23 protein-coding genes are annotated in these 26346 nt (G+C 36.2%); 2 read left to right on the forward strand and 21 right to left on the reverse strand.

All coding sequences use genetic code 11. From position 1 onward, the window contains the following. Positions 1-39 precede the first annotated feature (39 nt). Positions 40-843 (forward strand): hypothetical protein, encoded by an 804-nt coding sequence (locus ABJQ32_01255; protein MEP5288243.1) that lies wholly within the window; start codon positions 40-42, stop codon positions 841-843. Here ABJQ32_01255 and ABJQ32_01260 read toward each other — a convergent pair. Then, positions 833-1312 (reverse strand): hypothetical protein, encoded by a 480-nt coding sequence (locus ABJQ32_01260; GenBank protein MEP5288244.1) that lies wholly within the window; start codon positions 1310-1312, stop codon positions 833-835. The genes ABJQ32_01255 and ABJQ32_01260 overlap by 11 nt on opposite strands. A gap of 21 nt (positions 1313-1333) precedes the next feature. After that, positions 1334-4768, reverse strand: coding sequence for an ATP-binding protein (locus tag ABJQ32_01265; protein MEP5288245.1), 3435 nt, complete (start codon positions 4766-4768; stop codon positions 1334-1336). Positions 4769-4992: 224 nt separating this feature from the next. Between ABJQ32_01265 and ABJQ32_01270 the strand changes: the two genes are divergently transcribed. Next, entirely contained in the window at positions 4993-6597 is a 1605-nt protein-coding gene (locus ABJQ32_01270; protein MEP5288246.1) for an ATP-binding cassette domain-containing protein, read from the forward strand. Here ABJQ32_01270 and ABJQ32_01275 read toward each other — a convergent pair. From ABJQ32_01275 to ABJQ32_01365, 19 genes are all read right to left on the reverse strand, one after another. After that, a complete protein-coding gene (locus ABJQ32_01275) occupies positions 6594-7394 on the reverse strand; it encodes a hypothetical protein (protein MEP5288247.1) in 801 nt (266 codons plus the stop codon). The genes ABJQ32_01270 and ABJQ32_01275 overlap by 4 nt on opposite strands. A gap of 12 nt (positions 7395-7406) precedes the next feature. Continuing rightward, positions 7407-7778 (reverse strand): chemotaxis protein CheX, encoded by a 372-nt coding sequence (locus ABJQ32_01280; GenBank protein ID MEP5288248.1) that lies wholly within the window; start codon positions 7776-7778, stop codon positions 7407-7409. 85 nt (positions 7779-7863) lie between these two features. Continuing rightward, positions 7864-8238 (reverse strand): response regulator, encoded by a 375-nt coding sequence (locus ABJQ32_01285; protein MEP5288249.1) that lies wholly within the window; start codon positions 8236-8238, stop codon positions 7864-7866. After that, positions 8235-10838 carry a nitrate- and nitrite sensing domain-containing protein gene (locus ABJQ32_01290; protein MEP5288250.1) on the reverse strand — a complete coding sequence of 868 codons (2604 nt, stop codon included), beginning with the start codon at positions 10836-10838 and terminating at the stop codon, positions 8235-8237. The genes ABJQ32_01285 and ABJQ32_01290 overlap by 4 nt, the downstream gene beginning before the upstream one ends. 17 nt (positions 10839-10855) lie before the next feature. Further along, complete coding sequence (locus tag ABJQ32_01295; GenBank protein ID MEP5288251.1) at positions 10856-11218, reverse strand: response regulator; 363 nt, start codon at positions 11216-11218, stop codon at positions 10856-10858. 69 nt (positions 11219-11287) lie between these two features. Then, positions 11288-11884 carry a hypothetical protein gene (locus tag ABJQ32_01300; GenBank protein ID MEP5288252.1) on the reverse strand — a complete coding sequence of 199 codons (597 nt, stop codon included), beginning with the start codon at positions 11882-11884 and terminating at the stop codon, positions 11288-11290. 81 nt (positions 11885-11965) lie between these two features. After that, complete coding sequence (locus ABJQ32_01305) at positions 11966-12328, reverse strand: response regulator (GenBank protein MEP5288253.1); 363 nt, start codon at positions 12326-12328, stop codon at positions 11966-11968. A gap of 8 nt (positions 12329-12336) precedes the next feature. Next, entirely contained in the window at positions 12337-13155 is an 819-nt protein-coding gene (locus tag ABJQ32_01310; GenBank protein MEP5288254.1) for a protein-glutamate O-methyltransferase CheR, read from the reverse strand. A 17-nt stretch (positions 13156-13172) separates the two neighbouring features. Then, positions 13173-14876, reverse strand: coding sequence for a chemotaxis protein CheW (locus tag ABJQ32_01315; protein ID MEP5288255.1), 1704 nt, complete (start codon positions 14874-14876; stop codon positions 13173-13175). Next, complete coding sequence (gene cheB / locus ABJQ32_01320) at positions 14876-15904, reverse strand: chemotaxis-specific protein-glutamate methyltransferase CheB (protein ID MEP5288256.1); 1029 nt, start codon at positions 15902-15904, stop codon at positions 14876-14878. The genes ABJQ32_01315 and cheB overlap by 1 nt, the downstream gene beginning before the upstream one ends. Next, the gene (locus ABJQ32_01325; protein ID MEP5288257.1) at positions 15904-16716 is read right to left on the reverse strand and encodes a chemotaxis protein CheW; all 813 of its coding nucleotides are present in this window, start codon (positions 16714-16716) and stop codon (positions 15904-15906) included. The genes cheB and ABJQ32_01325 overlap by 1 nt, the downstream gene beginning before the upstream one ends. Positions 16717-16723: 7 nt before the next feature. Beyond that, the gene (locus tag ABJQ32_01330) at positions 16724-17467 is read right to left on the reverse strand and encodes a ParA family protein (protein MEP5288258.1); all 744 of its coding nucleotides are present in this window, start codon (positions 17465-17467) and stop codon (positions 16724-16726) included. A gap of 12 nt (positions 17468-17479) precedes the next feature. Continuing rightward, positions 17480-19618, reverse strand: coding sequence for a methyl-accepting chemotaxis protein (locus tag ABJQ32_01335; protein ID MEP5288259.1), 2139 nt, complete (start codon positions 19616-19618; stop codon positions 17480-17482). Positions 19619-19621: 3 nt separating this feature from the next. Then, positions 19622-20053: a hypothetical protein gene (locus ABJQ32_01340; protein MEP5288260.1), complete on the reverse strand. Its 432-nt coding sequence runs from the start codon at positions 20051-20053 to the stop codon at positions 19622-19624. 17 nt (positions 20054-20070) lie between these two features. Continuing rightward, entirely contained in the window at positions 20071-21198 is a 1128-nt protein-coding gene (locus tag ABJQ32_01345) for an outer membrane beta-barrel protein (protein MEP5288261.1), read from the reverse strand. 554 nt (positions 21199-21752) lie between these two features. Beyond that, on the reverse strand, positions 21753-23906 hold the full coding sequence (locus ABJQ32_01350) for a methyl-accepting chemotaxis protein (GenBank protein MEP5288262.1): 2154 nt from the start codon (positions 23904-23906) through the stop codon (positions 21753-21755). A 106-nt stretch (positions 23907-24012) separates the two neighbouring features. Beyond that, a complete protein-coding gene (locus tag ABJQ32_01355; GenBank protein ID MEP5288263.1) occupies positions 24013-24501 on the reverse strand; it encodes a YfiR family protein in 489 nt (162 codons plus the stop codon). 9 nt (positions 24502-24510) lie between these two features. Next, the gene (locus ABJQ32_01360; GenBank protein ID MEP5288264.1) at positions 24511-25629 is read right to left on the reverse strand and encodes a porin; all 1119 of its coding nucleotides are present in this window, start codon (positions 25627-25629) and stop codon (positions 24511-24513) included. A 180-nt stretch (positions 25630-25809) separates the two neighbouring features. Further along, a complete protein-coding gene (locus ABJQ32_01365; GenBank protein ID MEP5288265.1) occupies positions 25810-26340 on the reverse strand; it encodes a YfiR family protein in 531 nt (176 codons plus the stop codon). Between the last annotated feature and the right edge of the window lie 6 nt (positions 26341-26346).

Consider the following 26346-nt stretch of genomic DNA (forward strand, 5'->3'; position numbering starts at 1 on the left):
TTATTTATCCATCTGCCAATTTATGGTCAAATGGATATTATGCTGGACTCGATTTATTCAGGAAAACATATTCAACTTACTGCAATTGACCATTTGAATGAAAGCTCACTTCAATCCGACATCTACACTAATACAAGCCCTTTGGGTTCCAATGCGCAACTTTTAAGAGCATCTACGTATTCATGTGATTCAAAAGAAAAAGAGACTGGAATATGGATAAAATACCTCAATAAATTCTATTTATATAGAAATCATGAACTCTACCAAAGAAATGATGGGTTGGATGAACAGGTCAAGGCAAAGAGTCTTGGAAAAAAATTGAAACTTGCGTTGAAGTCACTAAATATTTTGGAAAAGAGGTCAGCATATGCTGAAAACATCATTCAAACACTTCAAAAATCAGAAAATAGGTTCGTCATCTCTATCGTAAATAGCATAGATAGTTATACTTTATTTCCCCTCCCCAACGACAAATTGGGTGTGTTAAATAACAATGCCTATGCATTCCAGGTCATAGACTCTAGAAGCCACATGGTTGATTATGCTCCTTTTGATCGAATTGGTAGCGGAGCAGAGATTAGGTGGCAATCTAAGCAAGGGATGCTTGCCTTAGCGCATGAGCTTGCCCATGCCTATGATGCAAATTTTGGGCTTTTGGATGATAGGCTAATGTTGGTTGGTGGGATTGCGATGAGCGCTCGAGAAGTTCGTGCACTATTTCATGAGAATATGATAAGGAAGGAACTCAATAGAGACTTCAGAATAGAAGTAACGAGCGGACATGCGCTAATAGCTGATGGCAAACCTTATACATATCCAATACCAGATATAGCTAGTCATTGATGATTTTTACTGATCGCATAGCCATTTCGAACGCTTCTGGTTTAATGATGTCCACATAACCGATTGTATAGCGTCCATAAATAGCTTCCTTCCAAAACTTTTCATTTTGTTGTATTCCACCATTTACGATGCTGTCATATTTAGTTCTATTCTTTGAGTATGATTCAACCCCAATTCTAAGCCTATTCTTATAGTTTAATTTGGAACCCGAATAGCTATTTGAGGAAACATAGAGAGTTGAGTTGTCTTGATAGTTGAATTGATACTCACAGAAACCATAATCATCTCTAACTTTTGTCAGGTCATAATTCTTAGGCACATCTAGCTTGATATAATCGTAGCTTAAATCTTCTCCACAATCCTTAAAGCTTATTTTTAGCGATTTAAGATTTTCAGACGCATCTATCTTTTTGACAGCAATACATCCGCCCACCAGCATAACAATAATTAAGAATATTCCTCTTCGCATGAACAAAGCAAAGATAAGGTGCTAAAGAAATGATTTGACTTTTTTTAACTCTATGTCTACAAGCTTTAGAAATGGGTTCAATTCTTTCCAAAAATTATCTGCCTTATAATTTGGAATTTGGGCAGCCAAATCTTTTAAGTCGACATTGGCCAGACTAGACTTCATCTTATGAAGCGTATCATGGGCCTTATCTCTATCCTTTGAATCAAATAATTCATTTAATTCAAGTAAATTATTTTCCAGAGATTCTACAGTCATCTTTAAAACAGTCATAATTTGCTCAATATCACCAGCAAGAACCTCATTTAGAAACGTGAATTTGGTTAGATCTATAGTACTATTTGGTTCTTTAGAAACGTGTTGATTAAGTTTTTGCAAATTGACATTACCAAGCCGATTTACTTTTTCAAAGAGCTCATTCGGATCAAAAGGTTTTGAAACTATTTCCGTCATTCCACAGCTTTCCATTCGAATTCTTGACTCTACCAACGTACTTGCTGTTAACGCAATAATTGGTACTTTTTTGAAATATGAGTCATCCATTGATCTGATACATTTCGTAGCTTCATAGCCATCCATCACAGGCATTCTAACATCCATCAGAACCAAATCGTAGTTCATACTTGTAATTTTCTTAACGGCCTCTTCCCCATTGTTTGCAACATCTACTTTTATTCCCCATCTACTCAAAAATCCTTTTGCAATTTCCTGATTTGCTTGATTATCCTCCACCAAAAGAATAGTTAGATCTATAGCTTGATTAGCTGTATTCTCAATACTTTTCTTGGTTGCTTTGGCTTGAGATAAACCTAATGGAATTGTGAAGTAAAAGCTTGTTCCGGTACCAACTTTTGATGTTACTTGAAGCTGTCCTCCCATAAGTTCCACTAGCCGTTTCGAGATAGATAGTCCGAGACCAGTTCCTCCAGTCTTAAGTATTTGTTGGCTATTTATTTGCTTGAAGCTTTCAAAGATTAAATCAATCTTATCCGAGGGTATACCTATTCCCGTATCTTTTACTGTAAATTGAACAAACCCGTTTTCAGATAGACAAATATCTAGTTCGACTTCTCCTTCTTCTGTAAATTTCACTGCATTGCTGATAAGATTATTGAGGACTTGGGTAAGTCTAACTCCATCGCATACATAGTAATCTCTAAGTTTATTTGAATATGATTTTTTCAGAGATACCTGTTCATTTCGGGGGACTGCTTTCCATATTTCAATTATATTATCTACTAACTCATGAACATTGACATCTTCTTCTATTATCTCCAGATTCCCAGATTCAATTTTTTGAAAATCCAGAATATCATTGATAAGAGTGAGGAGGTTGTTACTCCCAAACTTTAACATCTTTAAACGACTGTTATTAGCAAGTTCAGGATGCTCTAATTCAAGAAGGTGTGTAGTTCCAATAATTGCGTTCAAAGGAGTTCTAATTTCGTGGCTCATAGTAGAAAGAAACTGCTCCTTAATATTGCCTGCCTTTTCTGCTTCTTCTTTAGCTGTTCTTAACTCAACTTCTTGTCGTTTTATATCCGTAATATCGTTGCTGAAAATGATTATGCCACCAATCTTTTCTTTTGATGTATACCATGGATGAATCTCTCCTTGAAGCCACTGTATGGAACCATCAGTCCTTTCGAATTTTTCTATCCCAGGTTTGATGATCTCCCCTTGCAATGCTCGCTTATGCATTTCTTTCCATTCATTCTTTATTTCAGGAAATACTTTATAATGAGACTTACCAATAATGTCTTCTTGTAGGTTTTGATCTTCATACCAGCGCTTGCTTGCTGAGATATAAATCATATGTTTATCAAACATAGCTATCGCCGCAGGCGCATTGGACACAAATGTCTTCAGTAAGTGTTGTTCTTCTTTAGTTCTACTTTTTGTTTCTTCAATTTCCACTAGGTTTCCAACCCATTTTGATACCAATGAGATAAAATCGATTTCATATTGTGAAAATTTAGTCCTTCGAGCAGAAACACTCGAGAAATTGATAGTTCCAAATACCTTTCCATCTACCCTATATGCAGCACCGATATAAGATTCGATTTTCTGGCGTTTGTAACTGGGATAATCCTTGAACATTGATTGACTCATATTCGACTCATTAAAGAGCTTTTCCTTTTGGGCCAAAGTGATGTCGCAATAAGTATCAGCTAATTTAAATTTCTTGCTGTATTCCTCTTTCTTCCTTTGAGGATATGAAGCGATTACTTGATACTGGTCCATCCAAATGTGACTAACTACACCCGTTTCTAAACCAAGAAAATCTAGGCACAATTGTAGACCATCGCTAAGTTTCTTGGCTAACTCTTCGTTGGGTCTGGAGTTAAGTTCATTTAAAAGCCTGAGGCCATTCTTATACTTTTCCTCTTTTAAAGAGTTTTCACGCTCATTTCTAATGTCTCTTCCAATATTATATATCTTAATAACTTCTCCTACTTTATCATACGTAAAATCTATGCTATGTCCAATCCAAATTTCAGTCCCCTGTTTCCCAAGGATTGGAAATTCATAGTAAGCTGATTTTTCTTTGTTTTGAATCTTCTCGTCTAAAAAAAGAAGAATATTTTTTTTGTGACGTGGAGGCACATAGTCGTACCATTTCTTTCCTTTCAATTCAGATAAGGAATAGCCTAAGAGGTCCTCTAAGGCTTGATTCAAATAAGTGTATCTGCCTTTAGCATCCAATTCGTAAATAATTTCTTGGGTGCTTTCTAAAAGGTTTTCATAAGTCTTCTTAGCTTCTTCAATAGGTTCAAATGCGTCTTTGTAGCTTTTAATCTTCGAACTAACAAGTTGAAAAGTAAACAGAAACACGAGAGTCGCTGCTAGTATAACAGTTCCTCCGATAAGCCAATACTGAAACTGTATCCTTGTGTTTAAGCGCTCATTGATCACATTTGCAATGGACTGATATTCGTTTATAAGTTCGCTTGTGAGTGGAAGAAATAGTTCATCATGTTTGATAATGGATAAGCGAAATGTGTTAAAGTTTCCTTCTTCTTGAATTCCATAGCTACTTTTAATCAATGCTGATAAAGAGGGTTCTAGTTGTGCATATAAGCTATCAATGGTTTTTATCTGAAGTCCCAGGTTTTTCAAGCGAAGGTTGGCAGCTTCTATTTCATAATGTGTCTTGTGGAATAACTCCAGGGCAGTATCTAGCCTGAGTTTGACTAAATTCTGATCTTTAATGGATTTAGTATTATCCAGAAGGAAAACGTTTTTTGATAAAAATTGACTGAGAAGCCTTTGCTTATTACAATCACCAAGAATATTATCTAATTCGGTTCTTACTAATGCCTGTTCTTTGACAAATCTATTTGCAATGAAAGAAGAAACTAATACAGCAGAGACGCCTAAAAGAAAGGCTAAAAGAATTGCACGCATTATTCTACGTGCATCAAGTACATGATCCTTACTTGGAATTTTACTCATCTATTTCTGGTAGTTCATTCACTTTTGTTGAAGATTGTAACGATCATAATTAAGTTTTTGAGCTTATTATCACAGGCTGTTTCAGTGTAACAAATTATGAGCATGATGTTAACTAGACATGGGTATGCTATTACTTTTATAAGTTAACAATAAACAAGATTAAGAAGAATACTTCATTCTAGTAACTAGAATTCGTAAATTCGCGGTTCAATCCAATTAAGTCTATGATTTCTACAGAGAATATATCCTTACAGTACGGCAAAAGAATCTTGTTTGATGAGGTTAATATCAATTTCACTTCGGGCAATTGCTACGGCATAATAGGTGCAAATGGCGCTGGTAAATCTACCTTCCTTAAGATTCTTTCTGATGAGATCAATCCTAATTCAGGTTCTGTAAATATAGAGCCTGGCAAAAGAATGGCGGTACTTAAGCAGAATCATCATGAGTATGATGAAGTTTCTGTCTTGGATGCAGTGATGATGGGCTACAAAGAGCTGTGGAATATCATGAAAGAGAAAGACGCTATTTATGCAAAACCTGACTTTTCTGAAGAAGATGGAAATAGAGCGTCCGAACTAGAAGCAAAATTTGCTGATATGGATGGGTGGAATGCAGAGTCTGATGCCGCAGCTCTTCTAAGCGGCTTGGGTATTATAGAGGCAGATCATTATAAATTGGTAAAAGATCTAAATGGAACAGAGAAAGTTAGAGTCCTTCTGGCTCAAGCTTTATTTGGAAATCCTGATATATTGATTCTGGATGAGCCTACTAACGACTTGGATATCCAAACTATTTCATGGTTGGAGGATTACTTACTTGAGTTCAATAATACATTGATTGTTGTATCTCACGATCGTCACTTCTTGGATACTGTTTGTACTCATATTGCTGATATTGATTTTGGACAAATTAAACTCTTCACCGGAAATTATACTTTCTGGTACGAATCAAGTCAACTTGCTCTTAGCCAACGTTCTAGTGCTAATAAAAAGGCTGAAGAAAAGAAGAAGGAATTGCAGGAATTTATTGCTCGTTTCAGCGCAAATGCTGCAAAATCGAAGCAGGCAACAAGTAGAAAGAAACTTCTGGATAAAATCAATGTAGATGAGATACAACCATCTAATAGGAAATATCCTGCTATTATTTTTACTCAACAGCGAACTGCTGGAGATCAAATTTTAGAGACTCAAGGATTGACTAAAGAACTTAATGGAGCACATTTATTTAAAGACCTTGACCTATTTGTTAATAAAGGTGATAAGATAGCTGTAGTGAGTGACGATAGTTTAGCAGTGACATCATTTTTTGAAATTTTAATGGAGGAGCAAAATGCTACTTCAGGTACTTTCAAGTTTGGCCAAACCATCACCAAAGCTCATTTGCCAAATGAAAATTCTGCGTATTTCAAGTCGGACGAAAATTTGATTGATTGGTTGAGGCAATATTCTGAAGGTGAGAAAGACGAGGTTTACATCCGAGGTTTTCTGGGTAAGATGCTGTTTTCTGGACAAGAAACATTGAAGAAATGTAACGTGCTTTCTGGAGGAGAAAAAGTAAGATGTATGTTATCCAGAATGATGTTGCAAGAAGCCAACCTGTTAATCCTGGATGAACCAACGAATCACCTTGATCTTGAATCTATTACTGCGTTAAATAATTCCTTAAAAGATTTCCCAGGTACAATTTTGTTCACATCTCATGATCATACATTTACGCAGACTATCGCAAATAGAGTACTTGAACTCCGTCCTGATGGTTATACAGATACCCTTAGCACCTACGATGAATTTCTTGAGAAGAAAAAAGCTGTATTAGAAAAAGCTTAGGCTTTAAAGCCAATGACCATTATATCGTCATTTTGACGATTAACCCCGGTCCAGTCTGTTAGGTGCCGCAATGTCAGGTTCTTTTGATCAACCATCGGTGATTTACGTTTATCACGTAAGAATTCACCTAGCTGATTTATGGATAGCTTTTTAAACTCAGATCCTCCAATAAGATTGAAAACACCGGTACTGCATAGATAGAAATTGGAATCCGTTGTGTCTTCAAGGGCAATAGAACTATAGCTATGCCTATTTTCTCTTGTTTCTCCTACTTGAATTTCTTCGCCTTGAATTACTTTAATACCTCTTCTATGGACCTGGAGCAAATTCATATTAGCTCCTGCAAATTCCATCGCTTTTGTTTTGGTATTGAGTTTTACAATGCCAACATTGGCATTTGTATTTAATAGAATATTGTTTTTATCCTTGAATCGAGCTTGCACTTCTCGGTGCAAAAACTGTAAGATGGATCCTGTGAAATCTATGGAATAGCCTTCAACCATCTTCTTCAAAGCATTCATGTAGATTCTAATCATCATGCTTGCTAAATGACCTTCACCAATACAAGTAAATAGGGCCAAGTATACATCGTCATCATGACCATGAAGCCAAAAACCATCCCCTCCTACACTTCCCTTAGGTTTGTTGATAACGAATGCTTCAGAGAAATACTCCATGAGACGTTGCTCTTCCGGTAATACGGAAAAGTAATTCCGTCTTGTGCTGTCTTCAATTTTATCAAAATTGATGATCCACTTCGACTCGTTACTTACCTTCTTAGGTTTTTGATCTCTCATTTATATCTAAGCTCAATCTAAACCTAATACAACAAAAGCTTCATGATTATTCCACTTTATTGGGATTACATACATGGTGACGTTTTCCGGTATTTGCAATTCTGTAGGCATCCCCTCAAAAACTGTAGGCACAGAAATCATAAAGTTAGCTCCCAAGTTTGCGCGGACATTACCTGCTACTACGTTAGAAATTTCCCCAGCCATATCTAGTATGTCTTCTTCTGAGGGATCTTCAATGCCAATAAACATATTAATTAGATCGGCAAACATCTCTCTATTTGCAGAGATATAAACAAAACCTTGCCTACTTCCAGAAATTCCTATCATACCCGTAAAGTCTTTCAGGACTAACCCATCAGACTCTTTCAAGTATGGTACCTTCATGTCTGAGTCGATTTCAGTAAGGTGCTTAAAATAATTGCTTACAGAGTTGATAAACAAATTGCAGGTAGCTTCAAACTCTTCTTTCCTACTCTCCATCCCTTTTCAATAATTTATCAAATGCTTTGGACAAGTCGTTTGCATTTACTGGTTTATACATAAATCCCCTTGCTCCCTTATCCAACGCAATTAGTCCGGTGAGCTTATCAGCTAATGCTGTAATGATCATTACTTTAGTCTCTGGATTAATTTTCATGATTTCTCCCAGACATGCAATGCCATCCATTTCAGGCATTGTAATATCTAAAGTTACAACATCTGGTTTTTTATCCATCACCATTTGAACGGCCTCCAATCCATTCGCAGCTTGTCCAATTATCTCCAAATCATAGTCAGCTAGATTTTTCTCAATCGTTCTACGCATAACTGAAGAATCATCAACGATTAACAATCTCTTTTTCATTCTTCTGTCTCCTCTCCTTTGATGATTGGCAACTTAATGGTCATTTCAAATGATTTCCCCGGTACTGACTGAATATCGTAAGCTCCACTTATGTCTCTAATAATAGATTTTACCAGATGCATTCCTTGACCTCTACCAGCATGTTCATCAGATTTATAAGCGGTTGAAAATCCTTCGTCAAAAATTAGATCTACTATCTCAGCTTCCTCCATCTTCTTTAAGTCCATCTCAGTCACAATTCCATTGTCCATTGCTCGTGTTTTAATGAGATCCATGTCAAGTCCATGACCATCATCCCTATACCTTATGAAAATTTCTTCATCAATGCTTGATAATTCAATTAACAACTCTCCCATCATTGCTTTGCCAGCATTCATTCGTGAATCAGGAGATTCTATTCCATGTACAACTGAGTTACGAATAAGCTGGATCATCATATCCTTGAATGGCTCAATATACACTTCCGGTAAGGTCACATTTTTAATGTTATCAAAAGTCAAATTAACTGACTTGCCTAGCTCCTTGGCAATTAGCTCTGCTCCACGCTCCAGTGTATCAATGACCATGATATTTGACACTGAATCTCCTTCTGCCGGGAATTTTTTGTAGATATTGATAATCTTATATAGCATATCAGATATCTCACCAATCATTCTATCAGCTTCATCTACCTCGTATAAGATTGCTAAGAAATCTTTACCACGAACGTTCTTAGCTTGAAGTGCAGTAATCGCATCTTCTATTGAATGGAATTTATCTGACATCAACTCCATTCCTATTACTACAGCATTTCCTTTCAGATTATGAATAGTATCAAATGTAAAACTTAATAGGTCAGAATATTCGTCATTATCATTCTTCTCATACCGCTCTGAAATACTCTTAAGCATTTTACGAGAGTTGTGCAAGAACCCTCTAAGAATGGAAGGATCAATTTTAAGAATACTAAGTACTCTTTCCGTTTCTTGTTGTTTTTTCTTCTCAGCTTCATTCAAATGTTGCTGAAGAAGGATAGATTCTGTTTCATCAGAAACAGATACCATGATGTTTTGAATCTTCTCTTTTCTAAAGATTCGGGTAAATTCCACTCTGATATATTTGGTTGAAACTATACCATCTTGTTCTGTGTGAATTTTAACCTGATCAATAGGATTTAGTTGATTGACAACCTCTTCATCCATATCCTCATTGAAAAGATGTCTCATAAACATTTCCAATGCCTCCAGTTCTCTTGGTAAGATGAGTGGGCGCATAAAATTCGAGAAATTTTCCCCTGCAATTCGTTCATTGCTGAAGATCTCTTTCATTGCTTTTGAGTGAAATTTTGAAATCTTAAATTCCTTGTCAAGTAGGAATATACCTTGTTGTATATTTTCAAATACAACCATCGATACTCCATAGATATTTTTATATAGAAATTTGGCCTTGTCTCTTTGCTTTCTTAATTCAAATTGAGATTTACGAATCTCAAAAACCATCCGATTGAATGTGTTTGCATACTGACCTAGTTCGTCTTTAGTAGGGATAACTACCTTTTTGGATAAATCACCTGCAGATATCCTTTTGGTAAAAGCTTCGAGGATACTTACGTTCTTTAATAGATTGGTGACAAGTGTTGTCATTAGCCAAAAGGCAATGATACCTATTGTCACATCCAATATTAAGAAGGTCCAGAAGTTACGAACCGAATTTTTAGAGATCTCTTCCGTCTGAGTTTGTATTTCGTCAGACATGTAGTCTTCCACTCGCTTAAGTAAATTGATTTTTGTGGTGCTCACTTCATACCAGTGATCAGGATCCTCAGTAAGTGTATCATTCGCAAATACAACTTCTCGCATTCGCTCTACTTCTTTAACTTCATTTCCTCTTACGATCTGATCATAATAGGCAAGTGATTCTCGATTTGTGATGATCTCAAATGCATCCAAATATGAATTTTGCTTTGCCACAAGCGTTGTAAAGCGATTGTATAAGTCGAAATCAATGTGATTGTGAGAAAAAGCTTGAGTTCCAATTGCCCGCTCAATACTTGCATACTCTTTCGACTTTAGGAAGTAAATAATTGCATGAATTTGTTGTGCAACCTCTTTGTCTCTGGTTTCGTCGATAAGTTTTATAACCGTATTTAAACCCACGTCATTAATCTCAGAGAACCTGCTTATTGATTCTTCAGAAGAAATTCTGTGTTCGTCTATACTTTTTCTTAGCGTAGAAATCTTATCAAAATAAGCATTGAGCTCGTCTAAATCGGATCGATGTAGTTGAACTAACTCATCAAGATCACTAGTTGCTATCTCTGAGTAGTATTTCTGAAGCGTACTATCTGTTTTTAGCCGCTGCTGTCTTAGTTTCACACCAAAGCTTTCACCCTGATTTGCTAAAAAACCAGAGGAAATGCTTCGTTCCTTCTGAAACTCATGTACTACATGATTAATTTCAATTCCAACAATAATGGCTTTATTCAGCCTTTGACTATCGGAAAAATCGAGATAATGATACCTCACTTGAAGGTAATCAAATGCCAATATGATAACTATCAATGGGATAATTATCACCGCAAATTTTTGGCGTATGGGTAAGTTGGTTAGTCTTTTAATCATGAAAATTGCATATAGTTTTATGCAAGTACTTTTTCAACTACTTTGAGTAAATCCTCTTCTGTGAATGGTTTTACAATGTATTCTGAAGCCCCTAGTGACAACCCTTTGTTAACTACAGTCTGTTGACCTACTGCACTTACCATTATCACTTTTGATGGCACCTCTTCGTCTTTCAATACCTTAAGTATTTCAAAACCCATCATATCTGGAAGGATGTTATCAAGCGTTATTAGATCTGGCTGTAGTTGTACAGCTAAATCAATTGCGCTCTCGCCATTTTGGGCTTCTCCGACTACTTCAAATCCTGCACCTTCCATTGCAGACTTGATTAATGATCTCATATATATAGAATCATCGACTACTAAAACTGTCTTGCTCATTTTCTAAGTTTTATCACTTTTGTTAATTAATAATTGACGTAATAATGCTGATTGGGTGATAATGTGTACTTAAACTAATTTTTTTATTTTATCCACAAATTTATTGTGAAATACCCAAATAAAGTCCGGGCAAATATCAAGCTCTTTTCCATGAAAAACAGCTTTAAAGTGAATAATTGATTCGAATTCACTTGATTCTTTTGTTATAAACTCATTTAATTCAGTTGCCTTCAATACTTTAAGTGATGGAACATTTCCATAAATTTCAGCATCTAAAAAATTTGAAAATTCTGTTATGACAGCTGCAGATACCATATTATCAATTTCGGTTAGAAAACCGAGTTTCATAATTGTGCTTTCATTCGAATCATCTTTTGCGATTTTTTCAGGTAAACAAGCTTCATAAAGCTTTGATACTTCTTTTTCTGAAAATATCAGGTGACTTGTTCCCTTAAGCTCACCCATTAGCTCGGTTTTAATCAAATGAACATCTTGGTTGGGGTCACCAAATCGATTCGTGTCTAATTCTGCACTCAAGTAGTCAATCTGCTCAATACTGATTGGACTCTGAAGAATTTGCTCCATTGATGACTTTGCCATGGATAGGCCATCAAAAATCAATTTGGTAGCTACTTTTAGTTCATTTTCGTTTAAATCTGCAATCATTTTCTTCTCAAATATGGTTTTGTGGTTCTTTGGTTAATCTAGTGCTTTATTGTTAATCTTTTAAGGGCATTAGCCGAACAATTAGGTTTCTTCATCGAGTTCTTTTAAGATACTCAACAATTCAGAATTATCGAATGGTTTAACTAGGTAGTGTTTTGCGCCATTTTCCTTGGCTTCAACAATTGCTGATTGCTGACCTACCGCACTGATCATTATTACATATAAATCAAAGTCATTTGTATTTATCGTTTTTAAAACATCCAGGCCTGTCATATCTGGAAGAATATTATCCAATGTTATCACATCAGGCTTTAATTCCATGGTGAGATCAATTGCCATCTCACCATTTTTAGCTTCTCCTACAACATTATATCCATGTTGTTCAAGGAGTGTTTTTAAACTGGATCGTATATATGTGGAATCATCAACTATAAGTATCCGCATATCTAAAGTTATTTATTTACTGGTGATAATTTTCTATATATCCTTGTCTTCACATCATATATCCCAAATAGTGTCTTCCCATGCTCGGGCATAATATCATAGTATCCTATGATAAGATACCCTCCCTCTTTCAAAGAACTATGTAATAAATTCAATACACTATTCTTCAATTTCTCATCAAAATAGATCATTACATTCCGGCAGAAAATAATGTCAAATTTTTGATTCATTGGATCCATTACAAGGTTGTGCTTTTTGAAAGTCACATTAGTACTGTATTTTGATTTTATAGTGGCGTGTTTATCCTTGAAATCAAAGTAGTCTTCCATTTTCCTATCGGGGAAAAATTTCAAGAAAGGAACCAAATATTGTTTTAATGTGATCAATGAATAGTCTCCATTCTTGGCCTTATTGAGGGCTTTTGTACTGAGATCAGTAGCTGTAAGACTTGATCTATTAAGAAGGTTTAGTGTCTCTAGAACGATATTCATTGTATACACCTCTTCTCCAGTTGAACATCCGGCATGCCAAATGTTTAACGATTTTGAAGCTAATAGGGGAATGACTTTATCTCTAAGATTAATCCATACATCAGGATTCCTAAATAATTCAGTGAGATTTACCAGAAGATCGTCAATTGCACCAAGGAAGAATTCATTATCCTTTAAAACCAGAGACCATAATTCGATGATAGACTCCATGTTATGCTTCAGCATCAGGCGAATAATCCCTCGTTTCAACGAAGTGCTTTCGTAATTCGTGAAGTCAAGCCCGTACCTATTATTAATGGCTTGCATCAGAGCTGTCAGCTCTTCATCACTTATCATATCGGTTGTTATAGTAGCTATGACTTTTGTGTTTTAGTGGTTGACTGAAATAGCAAATCCATAATGGAGGAAATATCAAGCACTGGACATACTTTTCCAGAACCTAATATGGTGGATCCGCTTAACAAGGCGCTGACATCTAGTGGTTTAGGTAGCTTTTTCTCGATTATCTCTTTTTGTCTATGAAGTTTATCTACTATTAATCCCATCTTTCTTCCAGAGTGACTAGCAACTATTACATTCATTTCTTCATCATCGGAGATTTCTTTGACAAATTTTTGACTTACGTCGTATTGACTCATTGACACAAAATCTGTTACAGATAAAAGTCCTTCAAGTGAGATTATAGGAATTGATTCATCATTGTAATTGACCATCAAACTATCACCAATGAGATGACAATCTGCTTTCTTGAGGTAAGTAACTGAATCAATGTAAGTCAATGGTATCGCATATTCTTGATCTTTTATGTCGAACAGCAATGCTCCTTTCAAAGCAAGAGATGAGGGGAGCAATAGATTAATAGATGTTCCTAAACCGAGCTCTGTATCTACCAAGACTTGTCCTCCAATAGACTCCACAGCTTTTTTCACCACATCCATTCCAACTCCACGTCCTGATATTTCAGTTACTTTATCTGCACTGGAGAAGCCTGGCTCAAAAATGTACCTGATGACCTCATTGTCGCTTAATTTTTCCGCAACTTCTTCTGATACCATCTTTTGCTTGATTATTTTCTCTTTAATCTTAAAGACATCTATACCCCTTCCGTCATCGGAAATCGTGAGAACGACATTGTCTTTTTCAAGCTTGGCATCTAGTGTGACACTCGCTTTTGGGTCCTTTCCAGAATCTTTTCTTTCTTCAGCATTCTCAATTCCATGAGAAACCGCATTTCTAACCAAATGAATTAATGAGTCGCTGATTATTTTCAGAATATTGCGATCTATTTCAACTTCAGTACCTTTTAAAATAAGCTCTACTTCTTTTTGCTCCGTAGAGGCAGCATCTCTTAAGACTCTATGAAATTTATTGAATAGAAAGCCCATTTGGACCATACGAACATTCATCACACCGTAGTGGAGATTAGAGGAAATTCGTTTTATTCGTTCGAATTCTAACGTACTCTTTCCCTCAGAACCAAATAGTGATATAAGTCTATCTCTCTCAATGACTAACTCTCCCACCATATTGAGGAGTTCATCCATCTTTTTTACGGGAATTTGAACAACATCAGCAAAAGCAATTGTCGTATTACCAGATTCATCCTGCGAATCTTCTTCTGTCGAATCGTTTTGAGTTTCTTCTAATTCAGGTTTTTCGGATGGCTGATCCTCCCTGGCATTTTTTAAATATACGGCAAGCTTAGTTTTTATTCCGAGATAACTTACTCGATCTCCAGAAGTAATTGCGTTGATTAACCCGCCTAATTTATCATTCGCTCTAAAGAGACTGTCAACTAATTCTTTGTCTAGAGAAACTTCACCATTCTTTATCGCCCCAAAAACATCTTCAACCACGTGGGAGAGATCGGCTATTTTTTCATAGCCCATGCCCATGGCATTTCCCTTTAGGGTATGTACGATTCGGAAGATATTTGCAATTATCTTCTTGTTGGAATGGTCTTTTTCTAGATCAACAAATAATTTGTTTAGCTCCTCGAAATTTTCGAGGGCTTCAGTTAGAAATAACTGTTGATATTCTTCTTCCTTGGATTTCACTATAAGCTTTTGACTAAATACTTTCCAATTTCTTTAATATCTAATGTAATATCAACCGCTCCTGCTTCATGAGCAGCTTTTGGCATTCCGTATATTACACTACTTTCTTTGTCTTGAGCAATTGTAAATCCACCTGCTAATTTAATTGCTTTCAACCCTTCTACTCCATCCTTTCCCATGCCGGTCAATATGACACCAACCATTCGCTTTTTGTATACTTCAGCTGCGCTAAGCATCATTGCATTGATGGATGGATTATTATATTCTTTGTACTTCTCGTCTGTAAAATCAATTACTCCTGTTTTTTTAGATGCTCGAAAAATCAAATTTGAGTGACCTGGGCAAAACATTACACGACCAGGCATTGGCTGATCTCCTTCTGTTGCAGCAACTACATTCAATTCTGTAAGTGCATTTAGTCTTTGAACAAAAGGTGGAATAAATGCCTGCGGCATATGCTGACAAATAATAACAGGAATATTAAAGTCTGCCGGAAGCATAGTGATTACCCGCTCAATGGCGGTGGGGCCACCTGTTGATGCGCCAATGGCTATCAAGTCATATTTACTATTTTTCTTAGATAACTGAACTGGTTTAGCTATCGTAGGTTCCGCAATCTTGCGAGGTTTAGCCCTAGATACACTCTTTACCTTCTGGATAAGTTCTTTACTTATCTCACGCATTTTAGATTTGTTTCTATTGGGCTTATTCATATAATCAACAGCCCCGCTTTTTAACGCCTCAAAAACAGGTTGGAGGTCTGTGTTCCCGACAGAACTGAGAATAAGAATGGGTGTTGGACGTTCTTTCATGATTGATTTGACAGCATATAGGCCATCATAGTCACCCATGTTTAAATCTAAGATCACAACATCCGGTTGAAGTGAGATTGTTTTGTTTGTAGCTTCAAGTCCATCATTTGCTGTGCCTACCACCTCTATGTCTTGGTCCTCGGACACAAGATCAGAAATCAAAAGCCGCATAAAGGCTGAGTCATCAACTATCAGTATTTGAAGTTTTTTACTCATTATTCTTTTGAGAGTTTGTCCGGAACAACAATTGCTTTATCATTTTTTAGAAGTTCAATGACATCTAAATAGTATAGTAGTTTTTCTTCATGCTGAATGATTCCTTTGATATAAGAAACATCTAAAGATGCTGCTTCTATCATTTGCATAGAGCCAGATATTTGATCTCCATTTATCTTAACCGTTACCGGTAGAGTACTTATCATCAAACTTGCAGCTGTATCATTATCCGATAAGACTAGTAAGAATTTAGCTACCTCATCACCCGAAACCTTAAACTTTTTGGCGAGATTAAACACAGTATAAGTATTCCCCCTAATATTGGCAATACCGTTTATGTGATCTGGTGTATTGGGTGTTTTGGATAAGGGAGGCATGGGTACAACCTCTTTGATAACTTCAATGTCTATGGCATATGATTCTCCTCCCACTTCAAAAACAACAAACTGAATCATCTTGCCTTTCAATTCTAATAGCTCATGCTTGTATCTTTCTCTGAGTTGAGTTTTTAAAGCATACAACTCTTGTGCGATATAGATAGGTAATCCAACTTGTACTGACTCTTTCTCAGGTTCTGACTTTGGTATTGGGACTTTAGGACTCCTAACTATTTTCTTTTTAACTGGAGTTTTTTTGACTGAAGTTTTTGAAGAGCTAACTTTTTTAGTTGCCGGCTTTTTTACTGTAGCCTTAGGCTTTTTTATTAATTCCTTTTTCTTTGCTACTACTTTTTTCTTAGCTGTTTTAGGCTTAACAGATGGTTTATCATCTTCAATGAGCTTTTTTCTTTTAAGATTTTTACCTAGGGCCATATCAATCTTAATTTAATCTTATTACTTCTTCTGCAAAAGACATATAGTCCTTGCCACTGTTTGAATTTGGAGCATAAGCAATAACACTTTGCCCAAACGAAGGTGCTTCTGACGCCTTCACATTATTTCGTATCATGGATTCAAAGATTTTGAGATCGTAATTCTCTTTAATATAATCCGTAACTTCTTCAGATAATTTTCTGCGTTTGTCTACCATCACTGGCAAAATGCCTAAAACTTCCAATTTCTTTTTATAAGATGAATTGATTTTTTGAATGGTTTGAATTATTTGATCCAGCCCTTGTAAGCTGAGCACTTCTAAAAGCATAGGAACAATGACCTTGTCAGATGCATAAAGTGCGTTAACTGCCAAAATAGACAAAGAGGGTGGACAATCTATCAATACATAGTCATATTTTTTTGAGATCTTACTTAGATATGAATCAAGGACTTTGTGACGATCGTCCATTTCAATTAATGACAACTCTATATCTACCAAACGCATATCAGAAGGAATAATATCCATCCCCTCACGATCTTGAATTATATCTTGAATTTGGGCGTTCCCCTCAAACACATCAGAAATGGTCTCTCCATCATCAAGCCCGACGCTGTAACCCAGGTTTCCCTGAGAATCCATATCCAAAATCAGCACTTTTTGGCCAAGTTTGGTGAGCGCACTTCCCAAGTTAATGGACGTGGTTGTTTTACCAGTTCCCCCTTTTTGATTGACTATAGAAATTGTTGTCATTTACTACGAACTCTAAGAAAGCTTGAACTTACTCAATCCTTCCTTCAATTTTAGTGAAATATCGTTTAGTGTCTTAGATTTTTGGATGTAGTTAGTCATTCCGGCGGATAACTCTGTAGATGAGGATGCAACTTCCTCTGTTCCTGCCGAAGTTTGTTCTGCAATTACGACAATGGATTCAGTAATATTTACCACATCTTTGATCTTCTCAGACTGGATGTTCGAGGAATTCAATATGTCTTCAGAATGATTTAATGTTTGACCGGATGAGGAAGCCATTTCCTCAAATACAATAGAGGCTTCTTTGGAGGCTTCCACCCCCTTTTGCACACTTTGGCTCATTGATTCCATCATTTGAGCTGTCTTTTGGGTATCTCCGCTTACGGCAGAAATCAATGACTCGATCTCCTTCGCTGAACTCCTTGAATCCTCGGCCAATTTACGTATTTCTTCAGCCACAACTGCAAACCCTCTGCCTGCATCTCCTGCCTGTGCCGCTTCGATAGCGGCATTAAGCGCTAGTAAATTTGTTTGGGATGCAATGTCTGTTATTACTCCTAATACACGTTCGATTTCGCTTGATCGCTGGAGTAGAACCTGCATTGATTCATTTGTTGATAAAGAAACTCCTTTTATCTCATCAATACTTGATGTCACATTGCTGATTATTTGAGTTCCTTTCTCACTATTAGATACACCGTTTTTGGCTGCAATATTAATTTCTTCGGACCGGGATGCCATTTCTTGTGAACTGCGAAGGATATTCTCTACCAACTGTGATGATTCATCTACTTTTTGAACCTGCGATTGAGCACCATGACTCATTTGAGAGATAGCACTTGCTATTTCACCTGTACTGGTTGACATCTCTTCTCCGTTCGAGAGCATTTCAGATGTCGATTCATCGATAACGATGGCATTATTTAATATTTCATTCAATAGGTCACCGAGGTTTTGTAAAGCCAGATTCAAGCTATCCGTAAGATTTTTTATTTCACCTTTTGAATTTTCAGTATACCTAGGACTAAGATCTCCTTGAGCCATTGAGGTCAATATTTTCTCGATTGACTTAATAGGTATCGAAATTGAATCGAATAAATCATTTATTGAACCACTTAACTCTGCCCAAGCGCCCTCTTTATCTTCAAGGTTCAGCTGGCTATCCAATTTGCCCTGATCGATTACCTGCTTTACAACTTCATTGGTCTCATTGATTACCTTTTTCAAATTATCTCTCATCGAAATTAATGATTTACCTAATGTATCATCGTTACTCAAGAGTTCGTAATCTGTCCCAAGATTCCCATTTCTAATTTTTAGTGCAAAAGAGGTAGTTCTTTCTAGTCCGTTTCTAAGTTCTTGAAGCTGCCTTGTCATGTCCCCTATCTCGTCGGAGGAAGTAGTCAAATCCCATTCTGGCAGTTCACCTCTCGCCATTTTTGAAATTAAATTACTGAGTCTTTTTATTGGCTTCAAAATAGATCTGGTTGCAAAAATTGACCAAAACACACCTAAAAGTATTGAAATAAGCGTGAGTGACATGATTACAGTTTGAACCGAACTGAATGACTGATATTTTTCCTGAATCAAGTCATTGGATCTTACTTGCAACACCTGGACTTTCTTGTTTATCCAACCACTAACACTAGTGAGAACAGGAGTTATCTCCTCCTCCAGAATTGGCAGAGCTGCAAAAACAATAGAATCATTGTCATAGTCCTTATAACTATTTAGCATCGTCATTATCTGCTTCTGATAACCAATGCTTTCGTTAATAAGATCAAGTTGTATTTGAAGACTGTCATCGAGAAGTTCGTTTTCACGTATTTCCTGAATTGCCAAAATGTCGCTCTGGATTGAAGAAAATCCTACTTGATGGATTTTCTTTAATTCTTCCTTTTCATCCATATCGGGTGAGAAAACCCAGTTATTTATCAGCTTCTCAGATGAATTAATAACCAGGTTTAACTTTTCTAGTTTATCTACCAAAGGCAGATAATACTCAGTCACTTCTCTATCAATCGATCTGCTTTTTTGAAGAATAAAAACTCCATAAAAACCACCTATAGAGGTAAGCACTATGATTAACGCATAACCAAAGGCAATTCTTCGACCAACACCTAGCTTAATCTTTGGAAAAACGTTTTTCATAGTTTATTGGATTGAGATGACTTTACATTCAGGACCGATAGATGATTTTATTGAAACAGGAATTATTCCAATAGCACCTTTCGTATTATTGACATAGTCTATCAATGATTTGGAGTCATCAAAATCACGTGGAGCAACTCCGTTACCAGAAAAAACTCGCTTAGTCCAAAAACTCTTAAACTTACTTTCAGATGTTGAGATAGCTTCCCAAAAATTCGGATATTCTAATACCTGGTAAGCTGGCTTTACCTTTTCAAAGTTTTTCCACTGCGTGGTAAAACCAAAGTAAATTCTTCTTAACTCACTCTTCGATAATGATCCTTCGACTACACTAGAATTTGCAATTGCAACGTATCCTTCCTGAGCATTTGATTTAATCACAGAAATCACGATTAAAATCAAAAATATTGATATAGTTTTTATTGAATATTTCATTTTAATTGTTTTTATGATTAGAAACCAAGTACCACTGCTGCTTGAAATTCTGAAAAATCAACAGCATTAAACCTTGCATTTGCTTCACCAGAACTAATTCGGTTATACTGAAGCTTAAGGAAGTAGTTTTTATCTACAAGCGTGTTTAAACCGAAGCTCAACATGTTTGCTGTATCATCCTCTACATCCTTATCTGGATCTAAGTATTCATATCTAAAATATGGTGTAAACCTATCTTTCAAGGTATAATATAACATGCCCTCAAAAGCATCTTTTTTCAAATCAGTAGGATCAGATGGATCAGTCTTTCCTGTGATGTATTCAAATTCTAATCCAAAATCACCTACACTGTATTCTGCATGAGTGCTAAAACTACTAAGCTTAGTTCTTTCACCAGTATCCTCGCCAGTTGTATCATCCAATTCTGTAATTCTGTCTGAATACGTTGAAAATCCTACTTTCAAGCCAGGTATTGGTTGCATTAAAAGTCTAGCAGCAATAGCCTTTTGTGTATTATCATCTTCCTCAAAAGGATTGGTGTTTTCCTGATATCCATTGCTCACTTGAACATTGTATTCAAAATTGATAGTATTAACTGAAAAATTACCTAGCACTGATATTCCTGTGGCCCATCTTGGATAAAATCTTTCATCCGCTCCAAACTTATCTGGCTTATTCGTACTTAATGGTTCTTTAACGGCCAAAAAGGCAGGTTTTGCCGTATGAATTTCATTATAAATTCCAAATGGTAAAAACATTTTTCCGACTCTTACCTTCAACCAGTTTCTTATAGTATACTCTGGGAATGCATACTCTACAGCTGCATTTCCAATTCCTTCTTCAGTGGCTGTTCCGTGTTCCCAGGTAATATCTGTAGCAAACCTTAATCTGGAGCTTATATCCACATTAAGAACGATATCGAAAAGATCAGCATCGAAGGAACCATTAGGATCACTATTGCCCTCATCAGAGAGACGGTATTCATATTCAAAACTTGAATAACCATTAATTCTTACTTTTTCTTCTATTTGTGCCTGCGCTGAATTATGCAACCCAGCAAAAGCCAGAAAGAATGAAGAGATCAAGAGCAATTTTCCTTTGGACCTCCTTTCATTAATTATAAAAAATATTCCTTTTTTTCTCATAGTAATAATAGTTTAGTATTTGTGAGACATCTTCAAAGTCTGTACAAATCCATGAGCTGACTGAGCTAAAACAGTATTGAATCTAATCGACACTCTATTTTATGTGAGAGAGTTCTATTAGGTTATTCTAAATCGGAATTTCAAATCGTGAGGTACTCTTCATAAGCTTAATTTTTGGTTACTTTATTATCACTTGATAATGCTAAGCTATCCCATAAAAACGCATTAGTATGTGAGATTAATTCGCAATTAAATCTAGCTAAAATGACTATTTTAATAAAATTTGCAGATAACTAAATAATATTATCATCTGATTAATATTGCAATGGTAATGGGTTAGCTTAACTTGAACTAATTAGTTCGACCAATTGATAAATCAGTCGTTTGAAGTGGGTGTTTTTGAAGAGATAAAAAGGGGTAGTTGTTCAAACAACAAGTTCAATTTTATTATAATATATTTTCCGGTTCATAGAGCGTTTTGAAGTATTCCAGAGTGGCTCTATTCTGTGAGAATATTCATTCCAGTAAAAAGCTAGCTTGATTAAAGATTACCCTTAATCGTCTCCTGAATTCAGCTTGAACTTACTCAACCCTTCCTTCAGTTTTAGTGAAATATCATTTAGTGTCTTAGATTTTTGGATGTAGTTGGTCATCCCTGCTGATAACTCGGTAGCTGAGGATGCCACTTCCTCTGTTCCGGCTGAAGTCTGCTCTGCAATAACCACGATCGATTCTGTGATATTTACCACGTCTTTGATCTTGTCAGACTGTGTGTTTGATGAATTTAAAATATCTTCAGAATGGTTTAATGTTTGACTTGAAGAACTAGCCATTTCTTCAAATACCACCGATGCTTCTCTTGATGCATCTACTCCTTTTTCTACACTCTGACTCATCGTCTCCATCATCTGAGCTGTTTTCTTCGTATCATCATTTACGTCAGTAATCAGTGATTCAATTTCCTTTGCAGAGTTTCTAGAGTCCTCAGCCAATTTGCGTATCTCCTCAGCTACCACTGCAAAACCACGACCGGCATCCCCAGCTTGTGCAGCTTCTATGGCAGCATTAAGTGCCAGTAGATTGGTTTGTGATGCGATATCAGTGATCACCCCTAATACACGAGCTATTTCACTTGACCGCTGAAGCAAAACTTGCATAGACTCATTTGTAGATGTAGAGACTCCCTTAATTTCACCAATACTTGATGATACGTTATTGATTATTTGAGTTCCTTTCTCACTATTTGACACACCATTCTTAGCCGCCATGTTGATCTCTTCTGATCTGGAGGCCATTTCCTGCGAACTACGAAGGATATTCTCTACTAACTGGGATGATTCATCTACTTTTTGAACCTGTGACTGGGCGCCATGACTCATTTGAGATATGGCACTTGCAATTTCACCTGTGCTGGTTGACATCTCTTCTCCATTGGAGAGCATCTCTGTGGTAGACTCGTCAATGATATTCGCGTTACTTCTTATATCGGATAAGAATGAATTCAGGTTGGATAAGGCAAAGTTCAAATTCTCTGTAAGTTTCTTAAAATCACCTTTTAAATCTGCTTCAACACGAACGGATAAATCTCCTGCCGCAACTGATTCGAGCACTTCATTCATTGGATGTAGAGGGCGAGCAATAGATTCGAAAAGTTGATTAATTGAGTCACTAATATCTCTCCAAGCTCCTTCTTTATTTTCTAATGATAGTTTCTGCGACAAATTACCTTCCTCGGCAACCAATAGAACAACAGAGTTGGTCTCATCAATCACATTTCGTAGGTTATCTCTCATCGCTGTAAGAGATTTTCCTAAGATGTCATTTTCACTCAATAGTTGATGATCCACCATTAAGTTTCCTTGTCTTATTTCATTCGCGAACTTTGCGGTATTTTCAAGTCCAGCACACAGGATTTTCATAGATTTGGTCATATCCCCTACCTCATCTTTGGTTTCCTTTGCTTCGAATGAAGGTATTTCGCCTTTGCTCAGGTCTTTAATGAGTTCATTAACCTTTCTTACGGGGGTTACAATGGATCTGGTGGATAAATAGGTAGTCAGTATTCCTATCAAAATTGCTAACACAGTCATACTAATAATGACTGACTCAACTCCATCAAAAGATTCAAATTTTGATGCTAATAGCTTCTCTGATTGAACTTCAAGTTGCTGTCTTTCACTAATGGTCTTTTCATTCAGAGCCTTAAGTGGAATGGAAATCTCATCATCTAACATAGGAATCAGGTCGAATAACAAAAAGTCATCTTGATATGCTTCATCTGAATTGAGACTATTTTGTAGATTTTCAATATGTGGAATGACCTTATCATAAGCCGTTAGAAGTTGTAGAATACTATCTTTATTCTCAGGTTTCCAAGAGTCAATAATGCCTTGGATATCAATTTTTAATTGTGGGTAAATATTTTTCTGAATATCAATTAATACCTTTTTATCCTCTGGATTAGGTAAGTACATCCAATTGGTGGATAGACTATTCGTTTTAACGATGAGGTCTTCAAAATCCTTCAAATTACTGATCAGTGGATAGTATTCCTTGGTCATCAGGTTGTCTATACTTCTGGTTGACTTCAGAGTAACCAGGCTATAAATGCCGCTGATAGTGACTAGAGATATAACTATCACACTACCTAAGGCTATTTTTTTTGCAATGTTGAATCTTCCGAAAAGTGAAACAAATACACCTGTCATAATGGCTATTAATTGTTTTGTAGTTAACTCTTACAAGTTGCTAAAATCGAAGCAATCAGTCAAAAGATTGCTTCGATTTATCTTTAATAAATTATTGTGTCGTAATCTAGTTCACAACTTTTCCGACGGAAAAAAGCTTTTCTCCAACGGAAACTCCAGACTCCTCAACCGCTGATTTATTTATCAGGAATTTCAGCTTATTACCTTCCATGTAGAAGGCAATTTCGGCTCCTTTATCAATCATTGATTCATCCTCTGACACAAGCACAATTGGTTTATTTCCTATCTTATCTTGTATCAGACTAATATTTCTTGATTGCGATGTAGGCAAAAAAATCATTTGGCATTGATCGACTGATTCGCTCGCTGAAATTTTTCTCAAAGACAAATTGGGATACTTCTCTACAAGTGATTCTAACTCAATTAAAGCCTTGGAATTTCCTACCACTCCAATGGTAACATTATTTTCCGACCATTCAATGTTCTTTGTGAAATTCAATAGATAGAGTGCTTGAAACTTACCTATCTGAGCTGAAAGTTTAACTCCTAAGCTTGAAATCAGTAGAATGGTAATACTTAGTATTATTCTTTGCATCATTCGATATTAAAATCCAACTGATAATTGTACTCCAAATACATTATCATCCTCATCTATACCATCATCGCTTATCAATTCATAATTGACTTTAACAACAGCTGTTTTGGCTAAATAATAGTTAGCACCAAAGGTGATCCTTGATCTATCTCCTTCAGGAGCTCCATCCAATTTAATTGCATCGTATCTTACGATTGGCTCTAATTTATCTGTGATCATGTATCCTCCCTGAACAAAGAATCCACTTTTGTTCAGATCTGCTGATCCAAGAGTTGCATCAGTGGCATCTAGGTATGCTTCTTGTTTAGCCATGTGGTATTCACCCCATATGCTAAATTTTTCTTTATCCATATAGAACGAAGCGCCAATAATAGAGAGATTCAACTCGTTATCAGCTGTATACTTTCCTGTATAATAGTTGGTTGAAAGCGTAATGTCATCCCCTATATCTACACCAAAGGCTCCTCCAAATCCTTTATTCTCATTACCGCTCCCTTTGCTATCTCTGGCATTGCCTCTTAAGTTTCGGATACCATCTCCTGATTCCCCACTTAAACCGTTTACAACATATACGGAATAAAAAGGTGTGGCTGATCCTAAAGAAGATAATCGACCTCTCACCTGAACACCAACCTCAGCCCACGCTGAAGGCGAAATCTCACGATTTACCCATGCTCTACTTATAGTTTTAGAAAGGTATTCCGGATATAAATATTCATTGAATTGACCTGCTGGTACTAGGAACTTTCCTGATCGTATCACAAAAGCATCTGATACTTTGTAATCTGCATACGCATATCGAACGTCAATATCTTGACCACCGTGCTCGTACTCCAGTTGTCCTTCAATAAAAATTCTATCCGTCAGTTGAGAAGATATGAATACGTTGAAATAGTGATTATCAAATGTGGAATTATCATCACTTTGCGTTGCAAAAAATTCATTGGTAATGTATCCATTGAAATTAACGAAGCTAATATTCTTCGCTAGATCTGCTCCAAAACCGCCTGTAGCAGTTTTTTCTTTGTCTTCTTCTACAGTAGCGTCAAAATCATCTTGAGCATATATAAAGTGACAAAATAGAATTGTGGTTATTGAGACAAAAAGCCTCTTTGAAATTCTCGACATTGTAATTAATGGTTATTTATTAAGTCAATTAGTTATTTGTAAAATAACTAATTGATATTATCAATTGATAATTAAAACAAGATTAAGACTTAGGTTTAACTAATTCCAATTTGTTCGATGAAGTGAATTATTTACTATGTGAAGTAGCCTTTTTGCACTGTTGCACTATCTGATTATCCGCTACTTTACTGAAGATGCCAATTTTATCAAATCTTCTGTTACACCAACTTTTGTTTTGTTTACAGCCGTTTGATTCAAGTTGAACGATATTTTATTTCCACTTAAAAAGAAATTCACATGAGAACCTGAATTCAATGCTCCATCAAATGCGCTCATGATAATCGAGTCGTCACTCGCAGAATTGATAACTGAACCAAGCTTATCTTTTCCTTTCTTGCTTACAAAAACAATATCTTCTATCAACGAACCTGAAATCTCGCTAACCATTTTGACTTTAACAGATTTCCCGTTTATCCGTCTGTCAGCAGCTAACTTTTTCAATTCATTTTCTAAGGGCTTATCATTTCCAACGATCAAAATATTGAAGTCAGAGTTAGCACTACTCCAAACAAACTTTCTTGCCACACCGTTAATAAATACAGCTTGAAATTTAGGATTTATACTTTGCGCCAAAGCCATTCCCGAATGAAGGAAAAGGCCCAGCGCAATTAGAGGAATGATTTTACGAGAAAAATTTCGCTTTATACTCATGTCTAT

This window comes from Marinobacter alexandrii (assembly GCA_039984955.1).
In the GTDB taxonomy this organism is placed as follows: Bacteria; Bacteroidota; Bacteroidia; order Cytophagales; family Cyclobacteriaceae; genus Ekhidna.